A 25,683-nucleotide genomic window follows, 5' to 3' on the forward strand; every position below is an offset into this window, starting at 1 on the left:
ATACTTTTCACGAGAATCAAAGCAGAAACAGTTTCCGTCTGTAATAGATCCAAATAAAAAGGACTAAATACCGTGAATAAGAAGTTAATAGTTTTTATTTTACTGGTTACTTTCGCAGTCACCTGTATAACGATCTTTACTAACAGGCATGAGGATGAAGATGTGAACCGCAAGCTAAATGAGAAGGAACAGAGTTTGTGGAACAGCACAATCCGTGTGTATTTACAAAAGGACTTGCAATCCGGCCGTGATTTTTATGATGCAGGGCACTTGCTCATGGTTCCTCTTCATTATGCTTACTCTTCTTCTAATGAGGAGCTTACAAGTGATTTTAAAGAATATTTCCAGCATTTTAACCCAGCCGAGCACAAAGAGCTGAATATTCATGCGGAAGGGGAGCGGTTGTCCACCCTGCAGTATTATTATTTAATCAGCCAATATATCGTATTAGCAGAGAATAAAGGTGCCGACAAGCAGCACATTAATGATTTGGCGGATTACTTATTAAGTGAAATCCAGCAGCTATGGCTGGAAGTGCCCGCGTGGCAATGGGGAGAAAAAGATTTTCGGGGCGGGATGAGACAACGGGTATTATGGAAGCTTGAAAATGAAAAGGTAGACCGTCACTATTATCGGGCATTCGTGGATGAAGAGTTTTTTACATTTGCGATTGCTGCTGATTTAAGCCGACACTTCCAAAATGATCCGGTGCTTAAAGATATTTTAAAAATAAACTATCAGGTATTTCAGCAAGAGAGTCATTTTTACGCAGATGGACGGTGGTTATTCCAGCCGGGCGTATGGAGTGACCATCCGGATTACTTATATGCTGGGTACCATAACAAAAAAAATATTCAGGCAGCAAAGCCAGTAGAGGGGATAGCGGCTGATTCATCCCATTTCCACCGTTTCCCGCTATGGATCACAAGTTTTATTAAGGCCTATCCGAAAGGCTCATCCCAAAGAGAGTTATTTCTGAACGTTCGCCAAGGGCTCGAAAAGCAGTTTTTTGATAAGGTTCTTGTTGATCCCGATGACAAGAAGCCTTATTACAAGTTAAATAATTTCATGGATGGCCGTAACGGGCTGTATAGATGGAATTATGCGACTACGCGGAACAATGGATACGGACCATACGAGCTGTCAGGAACTTTTACGATGGGCTGGTGGGTATTTCTCGGCTCCGACAGAATAAAATACGTATACGCTGATTTGGCAAAACAATTTCCACTGCCTTACGAGGCAGTAGACTTGTATTCAGGTCCTGCCAAGACAAAGGCGAATCATTTCTCTGCTGCCGCTTCTAATACTTATAACAATGGCTTTAAGGAAATTTTAGCTGTCCTGGCTTCAAAAATGAAATAATGGCCAACTGATTGTTGTCCAGCAGATGATAGAAGGATATGGGATACTCAATGATACCGAAGGAGTTTTTCATGAAGTATTTAGTAAGGATGGCGATGCTGCTGATTGTGGCGGGGATCATTTATTCTTTTTCTTCACAAACCTATGAGGAGCAATCGCTTGTGCCCTTTCTGGAGCAGGTGCTTCCCGGAGAACCTTTTTCCGGCGTGCTGTCCGCCTGCAGAGTAACCTATTGGGGAAAAGAGATATCTATTGAGACGCAAGGATACTACTATTTTCTTGAGTTTTTCATCCGTAAGTTTGCTCATCTGTTTTTATTCGGTTTATTAGCTGTCGCCTTATTTCGGGTATACGTAGTATGGGAGCCGAATCGGGTGAGGAAAGGCATACTGGTGGCTTTAGCTGGCACCTTCCTGTATGCCGGGATGGATGAATGGCACCAGCTCTATACAGGAGGGCGGACACCACTTCTTAATGATGTGTTTTTGGATATGATTGGAGCAGTGTTAGCGCTCACTCTTTATGTATTTCTATACATAAGAAGGCCAAACAGACTGTTGCCCAAGATAAACGTGTAATTGAACAGTTTTTCAAATGCCAATGATCGAGACGAATAAAAAACCCCGTGATTATGCTGGATAAGCTCCGGATAATCACGGGGTTTTTATATTTAGTAAAGGAAGAGGAGGTTATGTCATGATTGAAATGCGGAACGGACAAAAAGTTTACCGCTCCGGCGGAGAGAAGCTGCCCGTCTTGCGAGGAGTAAATCTGCATATTGAAAAAGGTGAATATGTGGCGATTATGGGCAAATCCGGATCGGGGAAGAGTACATTGTTAAATTTGTTAGGGACGCTAGATGTGCTTGATGGTGGAGAATATGAGTTGGCAGGGCAGGGTGTTCATCAAATGAGTGCACGCAGACGGACCGCTTTGCGCAATGAGGAGATTGGATTTATCTTTCAGCACTTCCACCTTATCCCCAATCTGTCTGTTTATCAAAATGTGCTTTTGCCGCTTACGTATGGGGAGAAAAGAAGGAATGGAAAGAAAGCCAAGGTGCTTCAAATGCTCGACGCAGTCGGGCTATTGCATAAAAAGAATCAAAAGCCGAACCGGCTATCCGGCGGGGAAAAACAGCGAGTGGCGATTGCAAGGGCACTTGTTAATGAGCCAGGCTTGATTTTGGCAGACGAACCAACGGGAAGCTTGGATGAAGAAACCACCGATGAAGTATTGCAATTAATGGAACACGTACATAAAGACGGGGCGACCATCGTGATGATTACGCATGATTTAGAAGTAGCCAAACGGGCAGAACGTATTTTTTTATTGAAGAACGGCATATTGAAGGAGTCGGCCAATGAAGCTGCTTACAGGATTTAAGCTGGCATGTTTGGGGCTATGGGCGAATCGTTTTCGGGTGCTATTTTCAATGGCTGGTGTCGTCATTGGAATGTTTGCGGTCATTGTGCTGGCTTCGATTTCTATTGGTGTGAAAGATACGCTACTTAAGCAGATGGGGGGACTTGGCGCGGAGCAAATTTTAGTTATTCCCGGCCGAGTGCTCGATACCGTGAGCGGGCAAAAAGATCTTTTGAGCGGATTAACGAGCGTGCCGAGCACGCTGACGTATGAGGATGCGAAAGAGATAGAAAAAGTGGAACGTGTCCGCTCAGTCACACCTCACTTGGAAACTGTATCAACCGTACAGACGGGAGAAGGGAGGAATATAAAAAAGCTGCAGGCAGTCCTCGTCGGCAGCACGGATCAATACAGCAGAGTGCAGCATGCCAAGCTTGCTGAAGGGCGCTTTTTTACGAAGGAAGAGCAAAAAGCGAAAGCGAGAGTTGTCGTCTTAGGTAGCAATATTTATGAAGGGCTGCTTGGAAAAGAAAGTAGGCCGGAAGAAACAAGGGAACCGGCAGACGCAGCGACCAAGCCATGGTGGCAGCGGCTATTTTCTTCGCTTGCGCCACAGAGTGCAGCGGCCGAGAAGCAGGAAGCTTCACTTATCGGCAAAGAAGTCGTGATGAACGGGACGAATTACAAGGTTATCGGTGTTATGGCGCCAAATGCCTCACTTGGTTCAAGTACTGACAACAATGTCGTGATGCCGATTGAAACGGCTTTACAGGAAACAAATATGAAAAATTTAAACAAAATGATCGTGGAAGCGGATAGCACCGCGGTCATTGACCGGGTCGACGGTGACGTATTTGCGGCTATAAAAAAAAATCATAAGGAGATTGACTTCAGCGTCGTGAAGCAAGAGCAGATGTTGGAGGCACTTAATAAAGTCACAGCGATTTTGCAAGCAATGCTCGCTGGGATTACCGTGACAGCTCTCATTATTAGTGGAACAGGAATTATGAATGTCATGGTCATGTCGGTCAGGGAGAGGACACGGGAAATTGGCATTCGCAAAGCACTGGGAGCGACGACATTTCAAGTGATGGTGCAGTTTCTCTTTGAAACGCTTCTTCTTTGTTTTCTTGGCGGGCTGATTGGTTTGGGGATCGGCTATTTATTTATTGAACTCTGGAATGACACCATTTCTATCTTTTCGCTCGTTCTGCCGCTCTGGGCTGTGAAGCTGGCCTTGACTTCTTCGTTTGCCGTTGGTATTTTATTTGGCATTTATCCGGCATTGAAAGCGGCAAGAATGAATCCGAGCCAAGCATTGAGATTTGAGTAGTAAGGAAAGCGATGTGAAAAGAGAGCTGTCCACTTTCGTAAGACAGCTCTCTATTGATCTATTTTCTTATTGTCTCATCCGCACGATGAGCAGCATAACGAAAGAGAGGAGGACGATGGAGAGCACCCATAGCCAGGCCATGGTCATATTGCCAGAATCGATGGCTATGTAGATAGCTGTCGGAATGGTTTGGGTTTCCCCGGGTATGTTGCCAGCGAACATTAAGGTAGCGCCAAACTCTCCTAAAGCCCGGGCAAAACTTAAGATGCTTCCAGAAATGAGGGCTTTAGAAGCGAGCGGTATGGAAATGAATAGAAGGACTTTCCATTCACTCGCTCCGTCGACTCTTGCTGCATCTTCGATATCGCGGCTAACAGCTTGAAAACCAGATTTGGCGGATTGGTACATGAGTGGAAAGGCGACAATAGCCGAAGCCATCACACCGGCCCACCAGGTGAAAATAATCGGTTGATGAAAGAGCCATTCAATGGCCCTTCCAGCTGGGCTGTTTTTTCCAAAGACAACGATGAGAAAAAAGCCGACCACTGTCGGAGGAAGCACCATCGGCAGCATAAGTACGGTTTCCAAAACGGCTTGTCCTTTAAAGTTCTTTCTTGCTAACAGCCGTCCCGCTAATGTTCCTGCTATGATCACTACAACACCGGCTGTAATGGCTATTTTTAAAGAAAGCCAAATCGGACTTAGGAATTCTTCGATGGATGCTTCATTGAGAAGTGAAGCCATAGTCTTTAAACACCTTTAGCGCTTCATCGCTTTGCAAATAATGATAGAAGTTCTTGGCTTCTTTATAATGTTTGGAGTCTTTAATAACCCCCACCGGATAAATAATCGGTCCATGCATTTTTGGATCAGCTGTAGCCGCGATTTTTACTTTGCTTGAAACAAGGGCATCGGTTTTATAGACAATCCCTGCATCTACATTTCCAGTTTCAACGTAAGAGAGAACCTGGCGTACATCCTTCGCGTAAACGATGTTGGATTCCACTGTATTCCACAGATTCATCTTTTCCAATGTTTCCTTTGCATACTCTCCAGCCGGTACGGATTCTGGCATACCAATCGAAATCTTGCCGGCTTTTCCTAAATCTTTAAAGCTCTTAATAGGAGCCTTTTCTTGTTTTGGAGCAATTAATACAAGGTCATTGCCGAGAAGATCCAGTCCGTCCTCCTTACGGATCTTTCCTTTTTTCACTAATGCGTCAAACTTCTCTTCTGCTGCGGAAAAAAACAAGTCCACTGGCGCTCCTTGAGAGATTTGCTGCTGGAGGGAACCAGAGCTGCCGAAGTTGAATTTCAGCTTGATATTGGGATGTTCCTTTTCATAGGCTGCCTGCATATCATCCATCGCATCCTTCAGACTGGCAGCTGCGGAAATCGTTAATTCTACTTCTTTCTGTTTTCCAGTGACAGCGTTCTTGTCCGCTGATTCAGCGCTCTTATTGTTTGAGCATGCCGCCATTAGCATCAATACAAACAATAAAATGCCCGTTAGCTTAAAATGTTTTTTCATCCTCACACCCCTATTTTATAATTAGTTATAAAAGATTATATCTAATTATAACTAAACGGAAATAGTTTTTTCGTACTTTTTAAAAAATTGCTTTTTCTATTCGCCAAGGAGAATGCGTGTTTCTGTACTTGAGTCGAAGAAATGAGCTTTGTTCATATCGATTGACAGTGACAAAGTTTGGCCAGATTGAAAGTCAGCTCTTGGATTAAACCGGATAGCAAAGGAATGGGAGGAGATTTTTCCGTGCACCACGGCTTCTGCTCCCAGCCATTCAACGGCTTCCGCTTTTACTTGAATCATCGCATCGCCGTGAGGCTCTGTATAAAAGTCTTCCGGGCGGACGCCAAGAATGATCGGTTTATTTACGTATCCTTGCGTTCGCAAGCAGGCCAGCTTTCTTTCAGGAATTGGAATGGACACCGTTCCGAGCTGAAAGGCGTGCTCTGAAAGAGTACCGGCAAAAAAGTTCATGGCCGGTGAACCAATGAAACCTCCGACGAATGTATTGACTGGATTATCGTATACTTCTTTCGGGGAGCCAATCTGTTGAATGGTTCCCTCTTTCATAACAACGAGACGGGTAGCCATTGTCATGGCCTCTGTCTGGTCGTGTGTAACATAAATGGTCGTTGTTTGCAGGCGTTCATGAAGCTTTATAATCTCTGCGCGCATCTGAACGCGAAGCTTAGCATCAAGATTCGATAAAGGCTCGTCCATTAAAAAAACTTTAGCATCACGAACGATGGCACGGCCGAGTGCGACCCGCTGGCATTGCCCCCCGGAGAGCGCACTTGGTTTGCGGTCCAGGCAGGATTCAAGACCAAGGAGGAACGCTGTTTCTTTCACCCGGCGGTCAATTTCCTCCTTTGCATATTTACGAAGCTTTAGCCCAAATGCCATGTTTTGATAGACGTTCATATGAGGGTAGAGTGCATAGTTTTGGAAGACCAAGGCAATGTCGCGCTCTTTCGAGGGCACATCGTTCATTCGTTTGCCATCTAACAGCAAATCACCTTGTGAGATTGTTTCAAGTCCGGCAATCATTCGCAAAATAGTCGATTTGCCGCAGCCTGAAGGGCCAACGAATACAATAAATTCTTTCTCTTTAATATCAAGGTTAAAGTCTTCTATAGCCGTAACCTTTCTATTGTAGTTTTTATAGATGTGTTGTAATTTTAATTCAGCCACCATCATAATCCTTTCGAATATTAAATTATATGAATTATTACTCTTTATGTCTTATTATAATAATATGTCACTAGAAGAAAGAGGGGGTGAGCGCATGAATTCTGACTCATCATATACAATTGAAGAAGTGGCAAAGCTATTAAAAGTATCAAAGCTGACTGTTTATGATTTAATCAAAAAAGAGGAGCTGCCTGCCTATCGGGTTGGCCGGCAAATGAGGGTAGAAGAACAAGATCTTGAAGAGTATAAATTGAAAACAAGGACAGGTACAGCCCGTGAAGAAAGAGAGACTTCTGCAGAGCGGCAGGAAGCTAGGCCAGCGAGAAGCCAAATAGTCATCAGCGGTCAGGACATCGTACTGGACATGCTGAGCAAATATATTGAATCTCATGCTTCTTTGACGCCTTTAAGACTGTATAATGGCAGCTTAAACAGCCTCATGTCTATGTATAAAGGAGAATGTGATGTCGTAAGTGTGCATTTGTATGATGGCGACACAGGCGAGTACAATCTCCCATATGTAAAGCGCATATTAGTCAGCCAGCCGTTTATTCTTATTAATTTGGTTTGCAGAACGGCTGGGATTTATGTACAGCCAGGAAACCCGAAAACTATTAACACATGGAGTGATCTGGCCCATCTGCCTGTTAAGATTGTCAATCGGGAAAAAGGAGCCGGGGCAAGAGTGCTGCTCGATGAACAGCTGCGAATAAACGGCCTCTCTGCCAGGTCAATCGAAGGCTATGAAACAGAAGTAACGAGCCACTTTTCCGTTGCTTCCGCAGTAGCCAGCGGGCAGGCTGATGCTGGCGTAGGCATTGAAAGCGCCGCTAAAATGGTCAATGTTGACTTTATTCCTCTCATTACAGAGCAATATGATGTAGTGATTTTAAAAACAAAAGAAAATGCAGAATTGATCAAAGTCATAAAGGCAGCCGTTTCTTCGCCTGAATACCGATCTCAGCTAGAGCAGTTAAACGGTTACGACACTCGTCTTACAGGGAAGGTCATTTTTGAATCGTAGGGAAACTCCCTCTTTATCTGTCCGCTGCATGATCACCAAGAGGAGCTGCCCGGTTTGGGCAGCTCCCAGACAGTCTAAAGACTCTTTTTTTCTAATTCAGGATCATCCTCATATTGAATCACCCGGTCAATTTCCTTGTCCATATGCTTGTCGGAGTTAGCTGTCCCGTATTTAGACATCGATACTTTATAGAACACAAAGCCCATGATGACCCAGGCGAAGACGATGATCCATTCATACGGCCAGACAAGGGCAGAAGGCATGCCAGGCATATAGAGAACCGAGACTCCAAGCGCCATGAGAGCGGCAATCCAGCCGAGTGTGGTGCCGCCGGGCAGCTTAAATGGCCGGTGCATCGTCGGTAGCTTTTTACGCAGGATAATAAAGGACACAGCAACCATAAACCAGGCGACGACTAATCCCAATCCGCCGGCGTCAACGAGCCAGACTAAAGCCGGGCGTCCGAGCAGCGGAGCGGCAGTAGACAAAACAGCGATTAAGAGGATCGCTTTATGCGGCGTATTATACTTGGGATGCAGTTCTCCGAGAGATTTCGGAAGCATGCCAGATTTGGCGAGTGCATAAATGGCCCGGCTTCCGCCTACATAAAATCCAATCCAGCTTGTTAAAATGCCGCCGATTCCTCCAAGCACAAGAATGTTGCCCATCATTGGACTGTTTCCGAACGCTTTTGCCATCGCATCAGCCGTAACGAGATTCGATTCGGCCATTTCAGCCGGGGTTAATATGCGGGAAACACCGAATATAACGGCAACATACCAAACGACAGCGAGCATAACGGAAAAAATTAACAATTTACCAATTTGCTTTTGCGGGAGATTAATTTCTTCGGAAGCTTGCGGAATAACATCAAATCCAACAAACATAAAAGGAGTCATAATAATAACGGTTAATAATCCGGCCGTCCCTTTTTCGAAAAACGGCTGCATGTTGGCAGTGCTGCCTGAAATGGAGCTGCCAGTGATTAACAGGATTCCGGCAATGGCAATAACGAGTGTGAGAATAAAGGTAATGGCCATAGAGAACTTAATGCCGCGGTAATTAATCCAGGCGATAATAATCGATCCAAGAATGCCGACACCCGCCCAGGTGATTGTTACATCCCAGCCCGCAATTGTATATAAGTAACCTTTGCTGTAGTTTGGAATTAAATATTCAAAGACAGTTGGAAGAGCAACCGCCTCAAAAGCAACAACGGATACATAGCCGAGTACGATCGCCCAGGTAGTAATAAAGCTCGGTACTCTTCCCATCGCTTTATAGCTATACACATGTTCGCCGCCGGCTAGCGGGAGAGAGGAGGCCAGCTCCGCGTAAGTTAAGCCGACGAACGTCACAACGATTCCGCCAATGACGAAAGCAAGAATGGCACCTAACGAACCCGCTTCGGAGATCCACAGCCCGGTTGTCACGACCCATCCCCAGCCAATCATCGCCCCGAATGCCAAAGAAAGCACATCTCTGTTTCCTAGCGTCTTCAGAAATTTTTGTTCACTCATTCGTTCCCCTCCAATCAAAATTTAACAGAGTCGTACACGAGGTAATGAACTGGAATTACTTTACTAATTAAACAGCACCCCCTTCCCTATATGTATCCAGATATGTAAAACAAGTTGTCTTCTTCTATTATATTACATTGTTTCTGTTTATTCTAAATATTTCGTCAAATAGTCACGTATTGTTTTTGCTACCATTTTCATATTGACGATACTGTCCCTTTAAAAGATAATGATAATCATTATCAATTAATAGTTTAGGAGGATTTTTATGTTTATTCATTTTTTGAAAGAGAATCGTTATGCGGCCGGTTTACTGTTCTTTTTGCGTTTATATCTTGGATGGCAGTGGCTGCATGCCGGCTGGGAGAAAATCAGCGGCGGACAGTTTGATGCAGGAGGCTTCCTAAGCGGGGCAATTGGACAAATGTCCGGCGATCACCCGGCTGTACAGCCGTGGTGGGGCGAGTTTTTAAGAGAAGTGGCCTTGCCGAACATCGGAATTTTTAATGTGCTGGTGCCCTGGGGAGAATTTCTGGTCGGTCTCGGTTTGATTTTAGGAGCCTTCACTTCCTATGCAGTATTGATGGGGCTTGTTATGAATTTCTCTTACATGCTTTCTGGCACGACAAGTACAAATCCGCAAATGGTTATTATTGGGTTGCTTATTTTGGCTGCTGGAATCAATGCTGGAAGAATAGGCTTTGACCACTGGATCTATCCTTATGCAAAAAAGGCATTTGCCAAAAAATCGGAGACAGGCACGCTTTCTAAAAGCGCCTGAGACAGGATCATACAACTCCTTCTGGACGTAAGAGAAGATGATTCCTCAGGCAATCTAAATGATTTTTATTTTTTACCTGCTTTTTTGAAACTTTTTGGCAAAAAAGCCGTATAGGTTAGTAAAAATTAATGGAGGGGTCATGAAATGTCGTCTTATACGATACCTGAAGCGTCGAATCATAACCATATGAATGCTGTTCTACGGGCGTTTGTGCTGTCTCTTGGTGTGGCGCTTTTTGGAATGAGCGTCGGTACGGTTGTTCCGCCAGCGCTGTTTTTACCTTTGGCTGTATTAGAAATTCTTTTGTTGGTTGGTGCTTTTTTTCTGCGTAAAAGAAAAGCGGTAGGATATACGTTCTTATATGTATTCACTTTCCTTTCCGGAATCACCACTTATCCAATTGTTGCTTACTATTTAATGACTTCCGGAGCACAAGTCGTATTGGGGGCTTTAGCCTCTACGTTTGTTGTGTTTTTGGCAATGGCCGTTGCTGGCGTGAAGACAAAAAAAGACTTATCCTTTTTAAGCGGTTTGTTGCTCACGGTTTTATTAGCACTCCTTACGTTATCGATTATGAACTTATTTTGGCCATTTTCTTCAACTGCCATGTTTGTTTATTCTATCATTGGAACCGTCCTTTTTTCTCTTTACGTTATGTATGACTTTAACCAAATGAAGCGTATGACTATTACTGCAGATATGGTTCCGCTCTTGGCACTTAACTTGTATTTAGACTTTGTTAACTTATTCATCAATCTACTGCGTGTGATTGGAATTTTAAGTGAAGATTAAAAAGAAAGGGTCGGTCTCTTAGAGAGACTGACCCTTTTGGATATATTCCATAAAAGAGAATAGCAGCCAATGAGTTGTATGATGCTGCAAACAGGAGAAACAGACTGCCTAAAGGCAGCCTGCTCTGGGCTATATGAATCCTCAAAAGCATTGGAAGGAACGGATTCTTCGCAAGTCTGTGCCAAAATATACCCAGCGCCAATTTCTCCAGCGCCATCCGGCTATAGAGTTTCTTCCTACAAAGGTTGGATAGTACCAGAAACTCTGACCGTTTGTCAGCCAAACATAAGTGTAGCGGAACAAGCATCCTCTTATGGCGCCGGGATCAATGGCGAGGGGGGAAATGCCCCCTTGTTGAAGCTGAGGGGTAAAGGCGGGAGGCGGTGAAGTTGGCGGGCCACCCGGCTGGGCTCCTCCACCCGGCCCTCCTCCTGGAATTCCTGGAGGAGGACCAGGTGGCATTCCCGGTAATCCGAAGGTCGGCTGCTGGCCGGTCGGTCCGGAAACTCCCGGAAACCCTGGAAATAGAAATTGACGGTCTTCTGGAAAATCATATAAAGCTTCACTTTCCAGTAATTGATCTTCTCCTCCAAAAGGAAAGGAAGAATAGTAATCAGAGTAATCTCTATAATCCATCTATCTGATCTCCTTTCATAGTAACTTCCATTTACAGTATGCAATCCCTTGTTTTTTTGTGATTGCTGCCCATGAAAAGGAGTAGAGTGAGGACTAGAGGATTTCTAACACCCAGCGCACGGCATATCTACATCCAATAAGGAGCGAGCGGACAGCCAGCAGCAGCAATTCCGGAATGGCGAGGAGCAAATCGAGAAAAAGGTTAGACAGGGAATAACGGTGATTTTTTTTCTTTTCACTGAAGGGCACTTCTGATCTTCCTTCCTTTTTTATCCTTATTATAAATATTTATGGAGGACTGGACAAAGATTTGGCTATTTGTTATATTAAATTAGTTACCTAAGCTAACTATTTTTTGTAGGAAGTGATTTCAATTCAAACTTTTCAAAAGTTCTTTTATCAATTGTTAATGCTATACCGCCCGTTTGAAAATCGGCTGAACACACTTCTTGGCCAGCATGGGCTCTATAGGGCGCAATGGACGGTGTTGTATTATCTGTTTAATTTTGGATCTGCCACACTTGTGGAACTAGCGAACTATCAGAGTGTGGAGAAGCCGACTATGACCCGAACGGTTCATCGCTTAAAAGAGCTCGGATATTTAGAAGCTGTGCCGACAAAGGATAAACGGGAAAAGAGAATGCAGCTGACGGAGCTCGGCAACGAGGTGTATAAGGAGGTACGGGCAACTGTAGATGCATTCGAACAAGAGATTTTAGAGGGAATTTCTGAAGAAGAGCAGTTAACAGCCATTCGTATGATGAAAGACATTCAACATAACATTTTAAAATAGGGGATGAAAGTGTGAGTCAATCAAAACCAAAATTATGGACCAAGGATTTTATTGTTGTTTCTTCTATTAACTTTGTCCTAACGCTGATTTTTTATTTATTAATGGTGACTATCGCAGTTTATGCCGTCAATGAATTCGAGGCATCAACCAGCCAGGCGGGGCTTGTAACAGGGATTTTCATTATCGGGACGTTGATCGGGCGTTTATTTATCGGCCGGATGATTGATTCTATCGGCCGCAAGAGAACATTATTTATTGGCCTAATTTTCTTCATTTTAGCAACAGCTCTATATTTTGTAGATTTAGGCATTACTTTTCTGTTGTTTAACCGCTTTGTCCACGGTCTGACACTCGGTATAGCAAGTACAGCTACCGGTACAATTGTAGCTCAAATTATACCGGCAACGCGAAAAGGAGAAGGGATCGGGTACTATACGATGAGTGCGACGCTCGCCACAGCGATCGGTCCTTTTATCGGATTGTTCATGAGCCAGCATACAAGCTTTCCGATCATTTTCTCTTTTTGTCTCGTCCTCGGATTAATTAGCCTGGCCGTTGCTTTTTTAGTGAAGGTTCCACCGTTAGAATCAGCTGTAAAAGCAGCGGAAACCAAAGGTCTGAAGCTTTCGAGCTTTGTTGAACCAAGAGCTTTGCCCATTGCCTTCGTCACGCTGGCTGTAGCTTTCTGTTACTCAAGCGTTCTTTCGTTTATTAACTTTTATGCGATTGAGATCAACCTGGTGGACGCGGCCAGCTTTTTCTTTATCGTGTATGCGGCAGCCGTTTTAGTCTCCCGTCCATTTACCGGCCGGTTAATGGATGTGAGAGGGGCTAACTTTGTCATGTATCCTGCATTTTTGCTATTTGGAGCAGGAATGCTTCTGCTCAGTACCGCAGCACACGGCTTCGCTCTGCTGGCAGCAGGCTTCTTAATCGGGCTTGGTTTTGGAAACATGCAGTCCAGCACGCAGGCAATCGCCGTAAAATTGACACCTCCTCACCGGATGGGGCTGGCAACATCGACTTTCTTTATCTTTCTTGATGCCGGCCTTGGGTTTGGTCCTTATGTGCTCGGGCTGGTTATCCCGCATACTGGTTATAGTGCACTTTATACGATTCTAGGCATTGCTGTTCTTGCATTTTCTGTTCTTTATTACTTCCTATATGGCAGAAAGGAAAAGGAGTTAAGAGAGGAAATGAGCGCATCGACCGCAATGTAATAAAGGAGAGTTCCAAACGTTTGTTTGGAACTCTTTTTTATTTTAAAAGACTTGTTGAGCTTCTAAGCATTCTTTTGTTAATGATGAGTGTCATTTCTTTGGAGGATTGAATGAAAAAATATACATTTTTATAGAATGATTATTCGTTCAGGGGAGTCAGGTTTTTCGTTTGTTTATTTAAAATTCAGATAAAACTCTCTATTTTTCTCATAGATTCAAAATAAGTTTATGCAAGTATTAATTTTTTTTATAGCAAGTATATAAACCTTCAATGATGGAGCCTGAGAAACTGTGATAGGATTACAGAGTAAAAACTTGTACAGCAGAAAGCTATTGCGCAATAGTTGTAAGCGGCTACATCGGTAGGCTATAAGCAGACTTTACTGAATCTTCACAACTGTTAGTGGTATTTATCTGAAGTTTGGTTTATACAATTTCTATGCATAATGTGAGTGAGGGAACAATCAATTTATTACTTCGTGAGGAGCGCATGTATGAAGCGAATTATCCTGTTATCAATTATTCCTTTCATCGGATCATTAGGGGGATTGCCATTTGTAAACAAAGTTGATTTGTATATTCTTGGCATGCCGTTTATTTTCTTTTGGGTTGTGCTATGGACGGTATTAATTAGTGGGTTTCTATGGTTGATTTATCACTTCGATCCTAGGAATCTGGAGGATGTGGACGAATGAATAGTGCATTAATTGTTATTTTATTATTTTTAGTGCTGTCCATCTTTTTAGGAATTAAAGCGAAAAAGGGCAAGCAGATGGATCTTGACCAGTGGGCGGTTGGAGGTCGGGGCTTTGGAGCTTTTCTTATTTTCATTTTGCTCGCTGGTGAGATGAATACGACGTTTACTTTTCTCGGCGGAAGCGGCTGGGCATATGACAAAGGGGCACCTGCTGCTTATATGATCGTTTATTTACCGCTTTCCATTATTATGATGTATTGGATTGCTCCAGCGATTTGGAAATATGCAAAGTCTCAAAAATTAGTATCTCAGCCAGATTTCTTTGCGAGCAAATATAATAGTCCATTTTTAGGGGTGTTAGTCGCTATAATCGGTGTCATTGCTATGGTACCCTACCTCATTTTACAGCTGAAGGGCCTCGGGATTATCGTTTCGGCTGCTTCTTATGGAGCGATTTCACCCTCCGTTGCCGTTGTGATTGGAGCAGCAGCCCTTACCGTTTATGTAATGGTATCAGGGATCCACGGTTCTGCCTGGACCGCTGTTTTGAAGGACTTTATGATTTTCTTTATTGTTCTTTTTCTAGGTATTTATTTACCTCTTCATTATTACGGCGGGGTTCAGCCGATGTTTGAGGCGGTAGAAAAAATAAAGCCGGGCTTTTTTCACTTGCCTGATGAGGGACTGAGCATTTCCTGGTTCATTTCTGCTACGTTATTGAGTGCAATTGGGGGGATGGTATGGCCGCATTTGTTTAATGCCATCTATTCTTCTGAAAGTTCCAGAGCGATACGAAAAAATACGATTATGCAACCGATTTATTCTTTAATGCTGCTGTTTGTCTTTTTTGTAGGATTTACTGCTATCGGACAAGTACCAGGATTAACAGGAGCTGATACCGATTTTGCCCTATTGAAGTTATCGATTCAAACATTTGATCCATGGTTTATCGGCTTAATTGGCGCAGCCGGATTATTAACAGCACTTGTTCCAGGGTCGATGCTGCTCATGGCAACGAGTACATCTCTTTCATTGAACGTATATAAGGCAATGGTGCCATCTGCAACAGGCAAGCAAGTAACAAAAGTGGCGAAATATTTAGTGCCGGTCGTTGCGCTAGCTGCCACATATTTTACTGTGAATGGCGGCAACACAATCGTTACACTGCTTTTGCTCGGTTATGGATTTATTGCCCAGCTGCTTCCAGCTCTGCTTTTCAGCTTTTTGAAACATAATTTTGTGAACAAATACGGAGCATTTGCCGGAATGGTCGTCGGTGTAGCAGCTGTTATGTATACAACATTTAACAACTCGTCTTTCGGTACACTCTTCCCATCCCTGCCACAAGTTATTAAGGATTTGGATATCGGAATTGTTGCCTTGGCATTAAATACGTTAGTGACGATTATTGTTAGTGTTATAGTGCAAGGTTTTGTCGCTAAAGAAGCAACAGACAGAAAGGAGTCTTTGTCATGATCGGTCAATTATCAGCCAAATTAGATGAAATATACCCTGAGATGGTCACTTTTCGAAGGGATCTCCATATGTATCCTGAAATTTCTTTTCAAGAGGAAATGACCCCTAAAAAAATTAGCGATTATTTAAAGGGGTTAGGGTTGGAAGTTCGCACGGAGGTAGGCGGCAGAGGAGTCGTCGGTTTGTTGCGAGGCGGAAAGCCGGGGAAAACGGTCGCTTTGCGGGCAGATTTTGATGCGCTGCCCATTCAGGACGAAAAGGAAGTTGAATACAAGTCACGTATCCCGGGAGCGATGCATGCTTGCGGACATGACCTCCATACGGCAGCCCTTCTTGGAGTCGCAAAAGTATTAAGTGAAGTAAAAGAAGAAATTAGCGGGACCATTGTTTTCATTCATCAATTTGCCGAGGAACTTACACCGGGTGGAGCAAAGCCAATGATTGAAGACGGTTGTTTAGATGGAGTGGATGTGATTTACGGAGCCCATGTCATGTCTGACGTCCCAGTAGGACAGGTAGGGGTGTGTGAAGGATATGCATCGACTGCCGCAGACGAGTTTGAGATCATCGTGCAAGGAAAAGGCGGTCATGGCTCACAGCCGCATTTAACCGTTGACCCTCTCGTTACCGCCTGCCAGCTTGTGCTGAATTTGCAGCAAATCATCAGCCGGCGTGTCGATCCGCTGAAGTCGGCTGTCCTAACAGTTGGCGCGATTAATTGTGGAAGTGCGCCCAATATAATCCCTGATGCGGCAACTATCAAAGGAACTGTGCGCACATTTGACGAAGAGACGCGCACATTAATTGAAGAAACAATCGGTCAAGTGGCTCGGTCAACTTGTGACGGAACGGGGGCTGATTGTGAGTATACTTATTATAGGGATGCGCCGTCTATGTGGAATGATCCTGCTGAAACGAGCCGAGTAGAAGAAATGGCTGCACTGCTATTTGGTGAAGAGAAAGTAGAGAAGATTTCGCCAATGATGGGGAGTGAAGATTTTGCCTACTATCAAAAAGAAGTCCCGGGCACTTACTTTTTTACAGGTGGAGAAAATCCGGAAATTAACGCCACATTTCCGCACCATCATCCGAAGTTTGATGTAGATGAAAGAGCGATGCTAATGATTGGGAAAGTATTTATCGCGGCTGCGCTGAATTATTTATCTGATGGCCGCATCCGTCCGTAAAAAATGTAAATAATAAAGAAAGGCCATACAGAAGGAAAAAGCCAGCTGTGTGGCCTTTTAGCTTTGTGAGCGAATTTCCTACAGTATGGGCGCCGGTTAATAAAAGTTTGGCTATTCCCTTTTCTCATGTAAAATGAATCATTATGATAGGAAAAGTGAGTGCTGAAGGATGGAATTAAGAAATTTAAGAACATTCATGGTGGTTTCTGAACAATTGAATCTTTCGAAGGCAGCTGAACAGTTGGGCTATACACAGCCCACTGTTACTATTCAAATCAAGGCATTAGAAGAAGAGCTTGGCCACTCCTTAATCTCTCGTTCAGGGAATAAAACATTTCTAACTCCAGCGGGAAAGCTGCTCAAGAAACATGGAGAAAGGATTTTTACTCAACTGCAAGAGATGAAAGAGGATTTAAACAAACTAGATAAGTTCCAGGGAAATCTTGTTATCGCCAGCCCGGAATTTTATTGTGCTCACTATTTATATTTGATTATGAGAGACTATGTCAGCCGGTATCCTCAGGTCAATATTAAGCTGGTTTCCTGTAATAGTGTTGAAGCCATCAAGATGGTTCATGACAAGAAGGCGGACATTGGTATTGTCGGGATTGAGTATCAGCTTCCTGGCATTGAATCAGTCATTATTGATAAAGAGGCTCTCTTATTTGTTGCCTCAACAGAATTATTGAAAAAGTTGGGAGTGTCTCATGTGCTTGAGCATTCCCCCATCTTAATCGATAAAAATCTGGAAGCCATATCAGAAAAACTATTTGAGGAGATGAATTATTCTCCTCCTTCCCTTATTGAATGCAGCAGTGAAGAGACGATCAAACGATCTGTCCTCAATCAAATAGGTGTGTGCCTTTTAGGCTCAGCCACTGTTGAAAAAGAAATAAAAGATGGAACATTAACGGTTCTTCATCGTTTTTCAAGAGAGCTCAACACGTCTATCGTTTACCGTAAAAGCCGGGAAAAGGAATGGCCCATTCAAACCTTCTCCAGTTTAGTGAAGGAAACGTGGAATTCGATAAGCAGGTAATACGAAAATCCTTCAAGTGTCTAACATTTGAAGGATTTTGATTTTACAGGGTACTGGCCGTTTGGTATAGGCTTTCAGCAGTTACGGCTACTTTGCGGGTATCGCCGCTGATTGCATGAATAATTTGGATAAGCTCTGTTACATCTGCTTCCACTCGATTAATGTGTTTGTCATTTTGATCGATTGCCGAAAGAATCTGCCGAAACTTCTTTTGGGTTTGGGCCGAGTTCTCTAAACCGAGAGAAACTTTTTGTTTAACGTCGGCCGTCGTACTAACGGCCTGATTTGTGAATGAAGCCGAATTGTAAACGAGTGTAGTGATCTGTTCGACAGATTGTTTGGATTGCTGAGCTAGCTTGCGGACTTCTTGAGCCGCTACGGCAAAGCCAATGCCATGTATGCCAGCGTGTGCTGCCTCGATGGAAGCATTGAGAGCAAGCAAGTTGGTTTGCTCGGCCATTTGTTTGACTATGGCAATAATATTTGTAATCTTGTCAGAAGAAAATTTGAGCTCGCCGATGATTTTTCCAAGCTGTTCGGTGCTGTCAGCAATAAACTGCAATTCAAGAAATAAAGGATTCGGTTGCAAAATAAAGACCAGGCGCATGAAGAAAGCTGGAGAGCTTGCTCTCCAGCTTTTTGCTATTTAATCAGTGAGCAGGCTGGAGCCTTTGCTTTTTAGTTTTGCGATGGCTTGCTTGCGCCACTTTTTGACGGCGGACAGAGATACGTTCTCTTGGGCAGCTATTTCTTTTGCAGTCAAATGGTAATAAAAAGTATAGATAATCCAGTTTTTTTCTTTTGTGCTCAAGCCTTCTGTATAAGAAAGCAATAATTCTAATTCAAGTGATTTCTCCTCTTGTTCATCTACTCTTGCTTCCCAAAAAAGATCATCGGGATACACGTGCCGTTCTTCTATTTGGTTGGTTTTTGTCATCGCCTTCTTCATCTCGCCTTTCATATAGGCATAAGCATAATTAGAAAACAAGCCTTTGCTTTCATCGAATTTTTGTTGTGCTTGCCAAAGAGCAATTTTTCCGATTTGGATAAATTCATCTCTATCCTTATAGATGTGCAGAGTGTTCATAACATGATGAATCATGGGAGTAAACTGAGCCACTGTTTCATTAAAATTTGGCATTGAATCTTCCTTTTAGGAAGCGCGCATCCTCGTATTCCCGGGTCAAGACAAGCATAGCCGGGATCATATTTTAAGATCGACCCGGCTAACCTGTTGTTTCCAATCAGCAATAGTAAAATTCGGTGGGGAGATATGGGGATTTTAATGATGGCAAGTTAACGAAGTGATGTGAAGTGGAGAAAAGTCCTCTAATAACATAGTTCCTCACAAATATTGTGCTGGCCGTTTAAGAAAGATCACATACACGGAAGATATTGGCGCCGGTTTTTAAGAGAGTATCCGACAATGAAAAACTATTTTAAATAACGGCGATTTTTTTCAAATCTCATTGCTCTCTCCTTTTCCATAAGTATTTTTATAAAGGTATATTTTTATAGCAGATGCTAATAATTACATAATCGACAGGAATGGCCATTTGGTGTCTTCTGTACGAAAAAACTGGAAATATATGATTTTTTATAATAAAATAGTTTTATAATATTTTGTTGTTTTTTGGAGTATTTGCGAATTTATGGCGCAGATGGAGAGGTTTCTATAGGCTTGAATGACTATCAGCAAAGAAGAGAGAAGGGGGATCTTCTTTTTATAAGGAAGAAATTCAAAAAAACAGCCCATCATATTTTGTCAGTTTTTTAAAAATGGATGATTGACACTTGCTTAATTTTTAAATTATACTGTGGATAATTATTTGGAATTTTATAAATATTGGTGGAATAGAGGGTTGTGTCCTATTGTTAAATTGTTCTCAAGTTGGCAGGCTGTGCCGCGAGCATACTTTGTTAGGCAAGAGGGATATCGAAAAGATTGAGGAAGTTTCACGGCAGCTTCAATTGATTGCCGATTTAACAGGAACGAATGTCTTCATAGATTGTCAGATGAAAGAACCCACTAATGCGATTGTTGTAGCGGAAGCTTCTCCTTCTACTGGTGAAACGCTCTATCATGAGCCGTATGTTGGTACAGTGGTCTATGAGCAATTTGAGCCTAGTGTATTTTTGGCTATGAGAGCAGGAAAAAGCATTCTCTTTAATAAAGCCGTGACACAAAGGGGGATTTTTGTAAAACAAAGTGTGGCCCCTATTAAAAATGACGATAACCAAGTGATTGGCATGCTTATTAAAGAGGAGCATGATCCTAAGGAAGTGCAGGAGATGAAATCGCTTTCTCATGCAACCGAGATGTTATGGGAGCTGTTCTTCGGCACGGATCATGAGCGTCCTGCCTTGTCAGATATTATGAAGGAGCACTTTATCCTTGTGGATTCTTCTATGAAAATAGTCTATGCAAATCCATCGGCCAAAAGTTTCATTACTGAGGTCTATAACTTAGATAAGTGTGAAGGAGAACCGGCAGAGCAGGTCCTGCCTTTTATTCAACCCGTCATTCATTCTAATAAGGACCTTGTAATTAAGGAAATTCAAGTATCTAAATTCTTTTTAGAGGTAAAAAAAGTAGACATCTACAAGGATGACAACGTGACGGGCATGTTGATCCTTATTCGTGATGTAACAGACTTGCGCATGAAAGAAAGAGAGCTCGTTGTTAAATCCGTCGTCATTAGAGAAATTCACCATCGGGTCAAAAACAACTTGCAGGCAGTAGCGAGCTTGCTGCGACTGCAAATCAGGAAAGGCGTATCCGAAGAAAGTCGAGGCTATTTAACGGATAGCTTGAATCGCGTGCTAAGCATTGCTTCTGTTTATGAAATTATTTTGGCAAATGATAACGTGGACGATGATGAAGTAGACATTGTCGGCTTGTCAAACAAAATTGCCCAAATGATCATTCAAAACGGCGGCTGTGACCAAGCGGATTTTCAGTTGAATTGTCGCGGAGAGCCGATCTTAGCTGATTCTAAAAAAGCTGTCTCGATTGCACTTGTTGTGAATGAGCTAGTACAAAATTCTATTAAACATGCATTTAAAAACCGTACTTCCGGAACAATTGATGTGAACTTTACTGAACAGAATGGCAAGATCACGTTAACGGTAGCCGATAATGGAGTGGGGATGAAGAAAGAAGTAAAGCGGTCACTGGGATTAGATATTGTAAAGAACTTAATTGAGCATGATTTATCCGGAGAATATTATATCGGGTCCTCCTCACAAGGAACCACTGTCATCGTGTCATTTACACTGGAGCAGGAGGGAGTAAAAGAGTATGAGTAAACGGATTTTACTAGTGGAAGACGAGTCGCTTATCCGTTTAGATATTTCCTCTATTTTGCAAGATAACGGGTATGAAGTAGTCGGAGAAGCAGGTGACGGAGAGAAGGCGGTGGAGCTAGCTTTTTCACTCAAGCCGGATTTGATTATTATGGATATTAAAATGCCTAAATTAAATGGATTAAAAGCAGGGAAGATCATTTCCAGCAAGCTGGATGTTCCTATTATTTTAGTGACCGCCTATAGTCAAAGAGAGTTTGTGGAAAAGTCCAAGCAGGCAAATGTAGTTGGCTATCTTGTCAAGCCGGTATCCGAGATGAACTTGCTGCCAGCTGTTGAAGTGGCACTGAACCAGGCTGCTAAGATGAAATCGATGCAGGAAGCAATTTTAGCAGCGAATGAGCAGGTGGAAAAACGCAAGCTTGTCGAGAGAGCGAAAGGGCTGCTCATGAAAAACTTGGTGATTTCCGAAGAAGAGGCCTACCAGAAAATGAGGAAATTCAGCATGAAACACCGGTTGTCGATGAACCAGACAGCTGATAAAATTATTGCTAAATATAAAGAGGTCTAATGACAAGTGAATAAATAATTAAGCACAGACGCTTAACGATGGTATGAAACCACCGGGAGGGGTCTGTTTTTTTATTGCATTTTATTTAAATTATTAAAAAAGGAGCGAGTTATATGAGCATGATTGGAAATATTGTCGTGTATATTATCATGACCTGTGCCGTGCTGGGAGCTTTTGCAGCTATTCGCAATCCAGAGGAAGGGCTTGGAAAAGAATTTATGAACGGCCTTCATACTGTCGGCCATATTTTTGTCCCGGCTGCAGGTATTATGGCCTCTATTCCATTTTTGTCCCGATTTATTGATTCAGTGATTGGGCCACTTTTTAATTCTGTCGGAGCGGATCCAGCTCTCGCAGCTACTGCCATATTGGCAACGGACATGGGAGGCTACCAATTAGCAAGCGTGCTAAAGGAAACATATGAAGGATGGATCATGGCTATGATCGTCGGCTACATGGCAGGCGCGACCATTGTGTTTTCAATTCCAATGGGGCTTGCCATGCTGGATAAACGAGACCATAAATACATGGCACTCGGAGTGATGTCAGGAGTATTAACGATCCCGATTGGAGCATTTATCGCCAGTGCCTTAACGCTTTTATTTAATACGAAAGTTCGTGATGTCATTGATACAACTAGTAATTCGACTTACGAGTTTGCTTTATCTTACGGTAAAATATTAGTGAATTTATTGCCGTTGCTCATTTTTGTAGTGGCCATTGCAGCGGGGCTGAAATTCTTCCCAAAAGCAATGATTCGCGGCTTTATGATTTTTGGGAAAGTGATGGATGCAGCAATTAAACTTGTCTTAGTCTTCTCTATCGTCGAAATCTTTACTGGTCTTTTCTCTACTTTATTCGGCGTATGGGGCTTTGATCCAATCATGGCTGATAAGAAAGACCAATTCCGTGCTTTAGAAACAGCAGGGTACATTGGCATCATGCTGGCTGGAGCGTTCCCAATGGTATATTTGCTTCGTAAATATGCAGCTAAGCCGTTAGAAGCAGGTGGCAGAAAAATTGGGCTTAGTTCAACCGGAAGCGCGGGTCTGCTTGCGACGATTGCCAATATATTGGCCATGTTCCAGCTCGTTCGTTACATGAGACCAAAAGACAAGGTGATCAACATTTCCTTTGCCGTTTGTGCAGCCTTTCTTTTAGGTGATCACTTATCTTTCACAGCTAACTTTCAGCCTAATTTAATTTTACCTGTTCTTATCGGGAAGATTTCTGCAGGGGTCGTTGCTATTGGTCTGGCTTACTGGTTATCGGTACCGACTGCCCTTCGTCTGGAAGAAGAGGACCGTGCAAACGGAACGATCCGCCCGGGTGAATATTTAGAAGAGGGAGAAGTAGTGGTAGATGGGAATACACAAACGCAAGAAACAGCACAATAGGAGGAAGACAAATGGGTGAAGAGAAACAACGATTTATCCAGGAATTCGTTCCTGGCAAGCAAATAACACTCAGCCACTTAATTGCCAATCCGGACCCCGATATGTATACAAAGCTCGGGATCCAGGAAGCGGGCGCCTTAGGGATACTGACGTTGACGCCAAGCGAGACAGTCATCATCGCCGGTGACCTTGCTACGAAGGCCGCCAGTGTGTCGATTGGCTTTCTCGATCGTTTTACAGGCAGTTTAGTCATCGTTGGCAGTGTGTCGGAAGTGGAAATGGCTATGATTGAAATTAATCGCTTTCTTTCCGAACAGCTCGGTTACACTTCTTCACCAATAACCAAATCGTGAGGAGAGGTGTGGAATGAAAAATAGAGTCATGTTAATCGGTTCCATCGGAGCAGGCAAATCTACGTTAACCAATGCTTTGTTAAATAAACCAGTGAAAGCGGTGAAGACGCAGGCTCTTGTTTACCATGACTGGGTAGTAGATACACCTGGTGAATATACTGAGAATCCTTTATTCTATAAAAATATCATGGCGACAGCTTTAGAAGTGACACACGTCTTTTATATTCAGGATGCTACAGGAGATAAAATGGTGTTCCCTCCAGGATTTAGCTCTGGAATTCCCAAGTTGCCGGTAGGGGTGATTACGAAAGCAGATCATCCTGCTGCTAATATAGAAAGCACGATTCAGAAACTAAAGCAAGCGATAGCGGAAGGGCCGATTATTGTGACATCCGCCCTTTCCGGAAAAAACATCGATGTATTACGAGATCTTGCTGCCTGCTGCTCCCTGGAGGAAATGAAGGAGTATGCCGCTGCACACCAGCAGCTTGATTTCATTTTCAGGTGAAAACCTTTACAACAGATGACTTTTTAGTTATATTTAACGTATTACATTCACAAAAGTATAGAAACAGGCAAAGGCGCCTCTGTTGAATTCGTTGCAAACGGATTCTCAGGGGCGTTTTTTGTTTTTTTAAGGTGGTGCAAAAGTGTGAAAAGCCAAGCATCCCATGTAGAAACGTTGCTAAGTGCCGGCATTGATATGGGAACAAGCACAACGAAACTAGTAATCAGCCGTTTTTCGCTCATGAATATGGCCGGCGGAGCACACGTGCCAAGAATTGAAATCATCGATAAAGAAGTTCTATACCGCAGTCCGATTTTCCGGACCCCGTTAGTGTCCTCCACAGTCATCGATATGGACGCAGTTGAGAGCATCGTGAAAAGCGAGTACGAGAAAGCGGGTGTAAAACCAGATGACATTCAAACAGGCGCTGTTATTATTACCGGAGAAACGGCTACAAAGCAAAACGCAGAGGAAACGGTTCATCACTTGTCTGCTGTAGCTGGGGAGTTTTTAGTGGCAACTGCTGGTCCAGATTTAGAAGGCATCATTGCGGCTAAAGGCTCGGGAGCCTATAACTACTCGAAGCGAACAGGGAAGTCAGTGGCTAACATTGACATTGGAGGTGGAACGGCCAATCTTGCTGTCTATGAAGATGGCAAGCTGGCAGGTACGTGCACACTTCACATCGGTGGTCGACTTATTGAGTTCAAAGATAAAAAGGTTCATAGCATTTCCCCACCTGTTGAAAGGCTGATCCGACAGGAAGGCTGGTCGCTGCAAGAGGGTGACAATAAAGACCATCCTGATATTCATAAGGTGACAGAATACATGGCAGCGGTCATCGGAAGGGTGTTGAACAAGTCGATGATAAGCGGGGATGAAGTTCTCTTGTTAGGCCATCCTCCGCAATGGGCCGGCGAGATTGACGCGATTATTTTTTCTGGCGGCGTATCAGAGTGCATGTATCAAATAGAAGATCCAACTGCTTCTCCTGCTGTTTATGATGATATCGGCATAGAGATTGCCCAAGCGATGATGAAGGAAGAGAGCCTGAAGCTTTATGAGTGGAGAAGGCCAGATGAAACAGTGCGGGCGACTGTTCTTGGAGCAGGGACGCAAACGACTGATATTAGCGGAGCTACCATTCAAGTAGAGCGCAGTCAGCTTCCTCAAAAAAATCTTCCGGTCTTTGAAGTTTCATTTGAAGGGGAAGCTTCAACGGGGGTAACCAAGTTGCGCAGCGGCATGGAAGAAGCCATTTCTATATATGACCCTAGAAACGAGGGGCAGAATTTTGTCCTCTACTTAACTAATTTACCGCATCTTAAATTTAGAGATGTTCAGTCTATTGCCCAGGAGCTTGTCAGGTGCCGGTGGCTAAAGCCAAACCCACTGCAGCCGTTCATTATTGCGTTGCAGAGTGATCATGCAAAAGTTCTTGGACAGACATTGCAGGCGTTAAAGCCGGATGAAAGTGTGCTGTGCATCGATCAAATTGAGGTGGAACAAGGCGATTACATGGACATCGGCCAGGTTCTTGAATCAGGAGTAGTGCCTGTAGTCATTAAAACACTCACTTTCCATTCATAAAGTAAGGAGGC

At 43.3% G+C, this 25,683-nt stretch carries 26 protein-coding genes; 19 read left to right on the plus strand and 7 right to left on the minus strand.

The window, feature by feature from the left end; all coding sequences use genetic code 11:
- Positions 1-72: 72 nt before the first annotated feature.
- The 4 genes from MKZ02_RS04390 (at position 73) to MKZ02_RS04405 (ending at position 4,063) form a co-directional block, all read left to right on the plus strand.
- Positions 73-1,365 carry a hypothetical protein gene (locus MKZ02_RS04390; protein WP_142927227.1) on the plus strand — a complete coding sequence of 431 codons (1,293 nt, stop codon included), beginning with the start codon at positions 73-75 and terminating at the stop codon, positions 1,363-1,365.
- A gap of 71 nt (positions 1,366-1,436) precedes the next feature.
- Positions 1,437-1,943 (plus strand): VanZ family protein, encoded by a 507-nt coding sequence (locus MKZ02_RS04395; RefSeq protein ID WP_259455628.1) that lies wholly within the window; start codon positions 1,437-1,439, stop codon positions 1,941-1,943.
- Positions 1,944-2,061: 118 nt separating this feature from the next.
- A complete protein-coding gene (locus tag MKZ02_RS04400; RefSeq protein ID WP_120035159.1) occupies positions 2,062-2,751 on the plus strand; it encodes an ABC transporter ATP-binding protein in 690 nt (229 codons plus the stop codon).
- Positions 2,729-4,063, plus strand: coding sequence for an ABC transporter permease (locus MKZ02_RS04405; protein ID WP_340852076.1), 1,335 nt, complete (start codon positions 2,729-2,731; stop codon positions 4,061-4,063). Before MKZ02_RS04400 ends, MKZ02_RS04405 begins: the two co-directional genes overlap by 23 nt.
- 66 nt (positions 4,064-4,129) lie before the next feature.
- On the opposite strand, the gene modB is transcribed toward MKZ02_RS04405, so the two are convergent.
- From modB to MKZ02_RS04420, 3 genes are all read right to left on the minus strand, one after another.
- The gene (gene modB, locus MKZ02_RS04410) at positions 4,130-4,807 is read right to left on the minus strand and encodes a molybdate ABC transporter permease subunit (RefSeq protein WP_120035157.1); all 678 of its coding nucleotides are present in this window, start codon (positions 4,805-4,807) and stop codon (positions 4,130-4,132) included.
- Positions 4,788-5,594, minus strand: coding sequence for a molybdate ABC transporter substrate-binding protein (gene modA, locus MKZ02_RS04415; protein ID WP_120035155.1), 807 nt, complete (start codon positions 5,592-5,594; stop codon positions 4,788-4,790). Before modA ends, modB begins: the two co-directional genes overlap by 20 nt.
- Positions 5,595-5,690: 96 nt before the next feature.
- Positions 5,691-6,782 (minus strand): ABC transporter ATP-binding protein, encoded by a 1,092-nt coding sequence (locus MKZ02_RS04420; protein WP_120037978.1) that lies wholly within the window; start codon positions 6,780-6,782, stop codon positions 5,691-5,693.
- Between the two features lie 94 nt (positions 6,783-6,876).
- Here MKZ02_RS04420 and MKZ02_RS04425 point away from each other — a divergent pair, with 94 nt between their 5' ends.
- Entirely contained in the window at positions 6,877-7,806 is a 930-nt protein-coding gene (locus MKZ02_RS04425) for a helix-turn-helix transcriptional regulator (protein ID WP_120035152.1), read from the plus strand.
- A gap of 74 nt (positions 7,807-7,880) precedes the next feature.
- Here MKZ02_RS04425 and MKZ02_RS04430 read toward each other — a convergent pair whose 3' ends face one another.
- Positions 7,881-9,326, minus strand: coding sequence for an APC family permease (locus MKZ02_RS04430; protein WP_340852081.1), 1,446 nt, complete (start codon positions 9,324-9,326; stop codon positions 7,881-7,883).
- 268 nt (positions 9,327-9,594) lie between these two features.
- Between MKZ02_RS04430 and MKZ02_RS04435 the strand changes: the two genes are divergently transcribed.
- Together MKZ02_RS04435 and MKZ02_RS04440 are read left to right on the plus strand one after the other, a co-directional pair.
- Positions 9,595-10,107, plus strand: coding sequence for a DoxX family protein (locus MKZ02_RS04435; RefSeq protein ID WP_120035147.1), 513 nt, complete (start codon positions 9,595-9,597; stop codon positions 10,105-10,107).
- Between the two features lie 144 nt (positions 10,108-10,251).
- Positions 10,252-10,899: a Bax inhibitor-1/YccA family protein gene (locus MKZ02_RS04440; RefSeq protein ID WP_340852084.1), complete on the plus strand. Its 648-nt coding sequence runs from the start codon at positions 10,252-10,254 to the stop codon at positions 10,897-10,899.
- 141 nt (positions 10,900-11,040) lie between these two features.
- On the opposite strand, the gene MKZ02_RS04445 is transcribed toward MKZ02_RS04440, so the two are convergent.
- Positions 11,041-11,535 carry a hypothetical protein gene (locus MKZ02_RS04445; protein ID WP_120035143.1) on the minus strand — a complete coding sequence of 165 codons (495 nt, stop codon included), beginning with the start codon at positions 11,533-11,535 and terminating at the stop codon, positions 11,041-11,043.
- Between the two features lie 364 nt (positions 11,536-11,899).
- Between MKZ02_RS04445 and MKZ02_RS04450 the strand changes: the two genes are divergently transcribed.
- The 6 genes from MKZ02_RS04450 (at position 11,900) to MKZ02_RS04475 (ending at position 17,947) form a co-directional block, all read left to right on the plus strand.
- A complete protein-coding gene (locus MKZ02_RS04450) occupies positions 11,900-12,328 on the plus strand; it encodes a MarR family winged helix-turn-helix transcriptional regulator (RefSeq protein ID WP_406908934.1) in 429 nt (142 codons plus the stop codon).
- 11 nt (positions 12,329-12,339) lie between these two features.
- Complete coding sequence (locus MKZ02_RS04455) at positions 12,340-13,548, plus strand: MFS transporter (protein ID WP_340852085.1); 1,209 nt, start codon at positions 12,340-12,342, stop codon at positions 13,546-13,548.
- A 494-nt stretch (positions 13,549-14,042) separates the two neighbouring features.
- On the plus strand, positions 14,043-14,243 hold the full coding sequence (locus MKZ02_RS04460) for a DUF3311 domain-containing protein (RefSeq protein WP_120035139.1): 201 nt from the start codon (positions 14,043-14,045) through the stop codon (positions 14,241-14,243).
- The gene (locus tag MKZ02_RS04465; protein WP_340852087.1) at positions 14,240-15,721 is read left to right on the plus strand and encodes a sodium:solute symporter family protein; all 1,482 of its coding nucleotides are present in this window, start codon (positions 14,240-14,242) and stop codon (positions 15,719-15,721) included. Before MKZ02_RS04460 ends, MKZ02_RS04465 begins: the two co-directional genes overlap by 4 nt.
- Positions 15,718-16,908, plus strand: a complete 1,191-nt coding sequence (locus tag MKZ02_RS04470; RefSeq protein ID WP_340852089.1) for a M20 metallopeptidase family protein — start codon at positions 15,718-15,720, stop codon at positions 16,906-16,908. Before MKZ02_RS04465 ends, MKZ02_RS04470 begins: the two co-directional genes overlap by 4 nt.
- A 169-nt stretch (positions 16,909-17,077) precedes the next feature.
- Positions 17,078-17,947 carry a LysR family transcriptional regulator gene (locus tag MKZ02_RS04475; protein WP_340852090.1) on the plus strand — a complete coding sequence of 290 codons (870 nt, stop codon included), beginning with the start codon at positions 17,078-17,080 and terminating at the stop codon, positions 17,945-17,947.
- 43 nt (positions 17,948-17,990) lie between these two features.
- Here MKZ02_RS04475 and MKZ02_RS04480 read toward each other — a convergent pair whose 3' ends face one another.
- Both MKZ02_RS04480 and MKZ02_RS04485 read right to left on the minus strand, forming a co-directional pair.
- Positions 17,991-18,536: a methyl-accepting chemotaxis protein gene (locus MKZ02_RS04480; protein ID WP_340852092.1), complete on the minus strand. Its 546-nt coding sequence runs from the start codon at positions 18,534-18,536 to the stop codon at positions 17,991-17,993.
- A 57-nt stretch (positions 18,537-18,593) separates the two neighbouring features.
- The gene (locus MKZ02_RS04485) at positions 18,594-19,088 is read right to left on the minus strand and encodes a sigma-70 family RNA polymerase sigma factor (protein WP_120035131.1); all 495 of its coding nucleotides are present in this window, start codon (positions 19,086-19,088) and stop codon (positions 18,594-18,596) included.
- Positions 19,089-19,819: 731 nt separating this feature from the next.
- Between MKZ02_RS04485 and MKZ02_RS04490 the strand changes: the two genes are divergently transcribed.
- The 6 genes from MKZ02_RS04490 (at position 19,820) to MKZ02_RS04515 (ending at position 25,672) form a co-directional block, all read left to right on the plus strand.
- Positions 19,820-21,256 (plus strand): sensor histidine kinase, encoded by a 1,437-nt coding sequence (locus MKZ02_RS04490; protein ID WP_120035129.1) that lies wholly within the window; start codon positions 19,820-19,822, stop codon positions 21,254-21,256.
- On the plus strand, positions 21,249-21,824 hold the full coding sequence (locus MKZ02_RS04495) for an ANTAR domain-containing response regulator (RefSeq protein ID WP_120035127.1): 576 nt from the start codon (positions 21,249-21,251) through the stop codon (positions 21,822-21,824). Before MKZ02_RS04490 ends, MKZ02_RS04495 begins: the two co-directional genes overlap by 8 nt.
- A gap of 113 nt (positions 21,825-21,937) precedes the next feature.
- Positions 21,938-23,221, plus strand: coding sequence for an ethanolamine utilization protein EutH (eutH, locus tag MKZ02_RS04500; RefSeq protein ID WP_120035125.1), 1,284 nt, complete (start codon positions 21,938-21,940; stop codon positions 23,219-23,221).
- Between the two features lie 11 nt (positions 23,222-23,232).
- Positions 23,233-23,574 carry an ethanolamine utilization microcompartment protein EutS gene (eutS, locus tag MKZ02_RS04505; protein ID WP_120035123.1) on the plus strand — a complete coding sequence of 114 codons (342 nt, stop codon included), beginning with the start codon at positions 23,233-23,235 and terminating at the stop codon, positions 23,572-23,574.
- A gap of 13 nt (positions 23,575-23,587) precedes the next feature.
- The gene (locus MKZ02_RS04510) at positions 23,588-24,082 is read left to right on the plus strand and encodes a EutP/PduV family microcompartment system protein (protein ID WP_340852094.1); all 495 of its coding nucleotides are present in this window, start codon (positions 23,588-23,590) and stop codon (positions 24,080-24,082) included.
- A gap of 144 nt (positions 24,083-24,226) precedes the next feature.
- Positions 24,227-25,672, plus strand: a complete 1,446-nt coding sequence (locus tag MKZ02_RS04515; RefSeq protein ID WP_259455624.1) for an ethanolamine ammonia-lyase reactivating factor EutA — start codon at positions 24,227-24,229, stop codon at positions 25,670-25,672.
- Positions 25,673-25,683: the final 11 nt, after the last annotated feature.

Origin of the sequence: Pseudobacillus sp. FSL P4-0506 (assembly GCF_038003025.1) — a bacterium.
In the GTDB taxonomy this organism is placed as follows: Bacteria; Bacillota; Bacilli; order Bacillales; family Domibacillaceae; genus Pseudobacillus.

What these genes read in the sequence shown, in the direction of transcription:
- MKZ02_RS04395 (WP_259455628.1), top strand. Translation starts at nt 1,437, where the DNA reads ATGAAGTATTTAGTAAGGATGGCGATGCTGCTGATTGTGGCGGGGATC.
- MKZ02_RS04400 (WP_120035159.1), top strand. Translation starts at nt 2,062, where the DNA reads ATGATTGAAATGCGGAACGGACAAAAAGTTTACCGCTCCGGCGGAGAG.
- MKZ02_RS04405 (WP_340852076.1), top strand. Translation starts at nt 2,729, where the DNA reads ATGAAGCTGCTTACAGGATTTAAGCTGGCATGTTTGGGGCTATGGGCG.
- modB (WP_120035157.1), bottom strand. Translation starts at nt 4,807, where the DNA reads ATGGCTTCACTTCTCAATGAAGCATCCATCGAAGAATTCCTAAGTCCG.
- modA (WP_120035155.1), bottom strand. Translation starts at nt 5,594, where the DNA reads ATGAAAAAACATTTTAAGCTAACGGGCATTTTATTGTTTGTATTGATG.
- MKZ02_RS04425 (WP_120035152.1), top strand. Translation starts at nt 6,877, where the DNA reads ATGAATTCTGACTCATCATATACAATTGAAGAAGTGGCAAAGCTATTA.
- MKZ02_RS04430 (WP_340852081.1), bottom strand. Translation starts at nt 9,326, where the DNA reads ATGAGTGAACAAAAATTTCTGAAGACGCTAGGAAACAGAGATGTGCTT.
- MKZ02_RS04435 (WP_120035147.1), top strand. Translation starts at nt 9,595, where the DNA reads ATGTTTATTCATTTTTTGAAAGAGAATCGTTATGCGGCCGGTTTACTG.
- MKZ02_RS04440 (WP_340852084.1), top strand. Translation starts at nt 10,252, where the DNA reads ATGTCGTCTTATACGATACCTGAAGCGTCGAATCATAACCATATGAAT.
- MKZ02_RS04445 (WP_120035143.1), bottom strand. Translation starts at nt 11,535, where the DNA reads ATGGATTATAGAGATTACTCTGATTACTATTCTTCCTTTCCTTTTGGA.
- MKZ02_RS04460 (WP_120035139.1), top strand. Translation starts at nt 14,043, where the DNA reads ATGAAGCGAATTATCCTGTTATCAATTATTCCTTTCATCGGATCATTA.
- MKZ02_RS04465 (WP_340852087.1), top strand. Translation starts at nt 14,240, where the DNA reads ATGAATAGTGCATTAATTGTTATTTTATTATTTTTAGTGCTGTCCATC.
- MKZ02_RS04470 (WP_340852089.1), top strand. Translation starts at nt 15,718, where the DNA reads ATGATCGGTCAATTATCAGCCAAATTAGATGAAATATACCCTGAGATG.
- MKZ02_RS04475 (WP_340852090.1), top strand. Translation starts at nt 17,078, where the DNA reads ATGGAATTAAGAAATTTAAGAACATTCATGGTGGTTTCTGAACAATTG.
- MKZ02_RS04485 (WP_120035131.1), bottom strand. Translation starts at nt 19,088, where the DNA reads ATGCCAAATTTTAATGAAACAGTGGCTCAGTTTACTCCCATGATTCAT.
- MKZ02_RS04495 (WP_120035127.1), top strand. Translation starts at nt 21,249, where the DNA reads ATGAGTAAACGGATTTTACTAGTGGAAGACGAGTCGCTTATCCGTTTA.
- eutH (WP_120035125.1), top strand. Translation starts at nt 21,938, where the DNA reads ATGAGCATGATTGGAAATATTGTCGTGTATATTATCATGACCTGTGCC.
- eutS (WP_120035123.1), top strand. Translation starts at nt 23,233, where the DNA reads ATGGGTGAAGAGAAACAACGATTTATCCAGGAATTCGTTCCTGGCAAG.
- MKZ02_RS04510 (WP_340852094.1), top strand. Translation starts at nt 23,588, where the DNA reads ATGAAAAATAGAGTCATGTTAATCGGTTCCATCGGAGCAGGCAAATCT.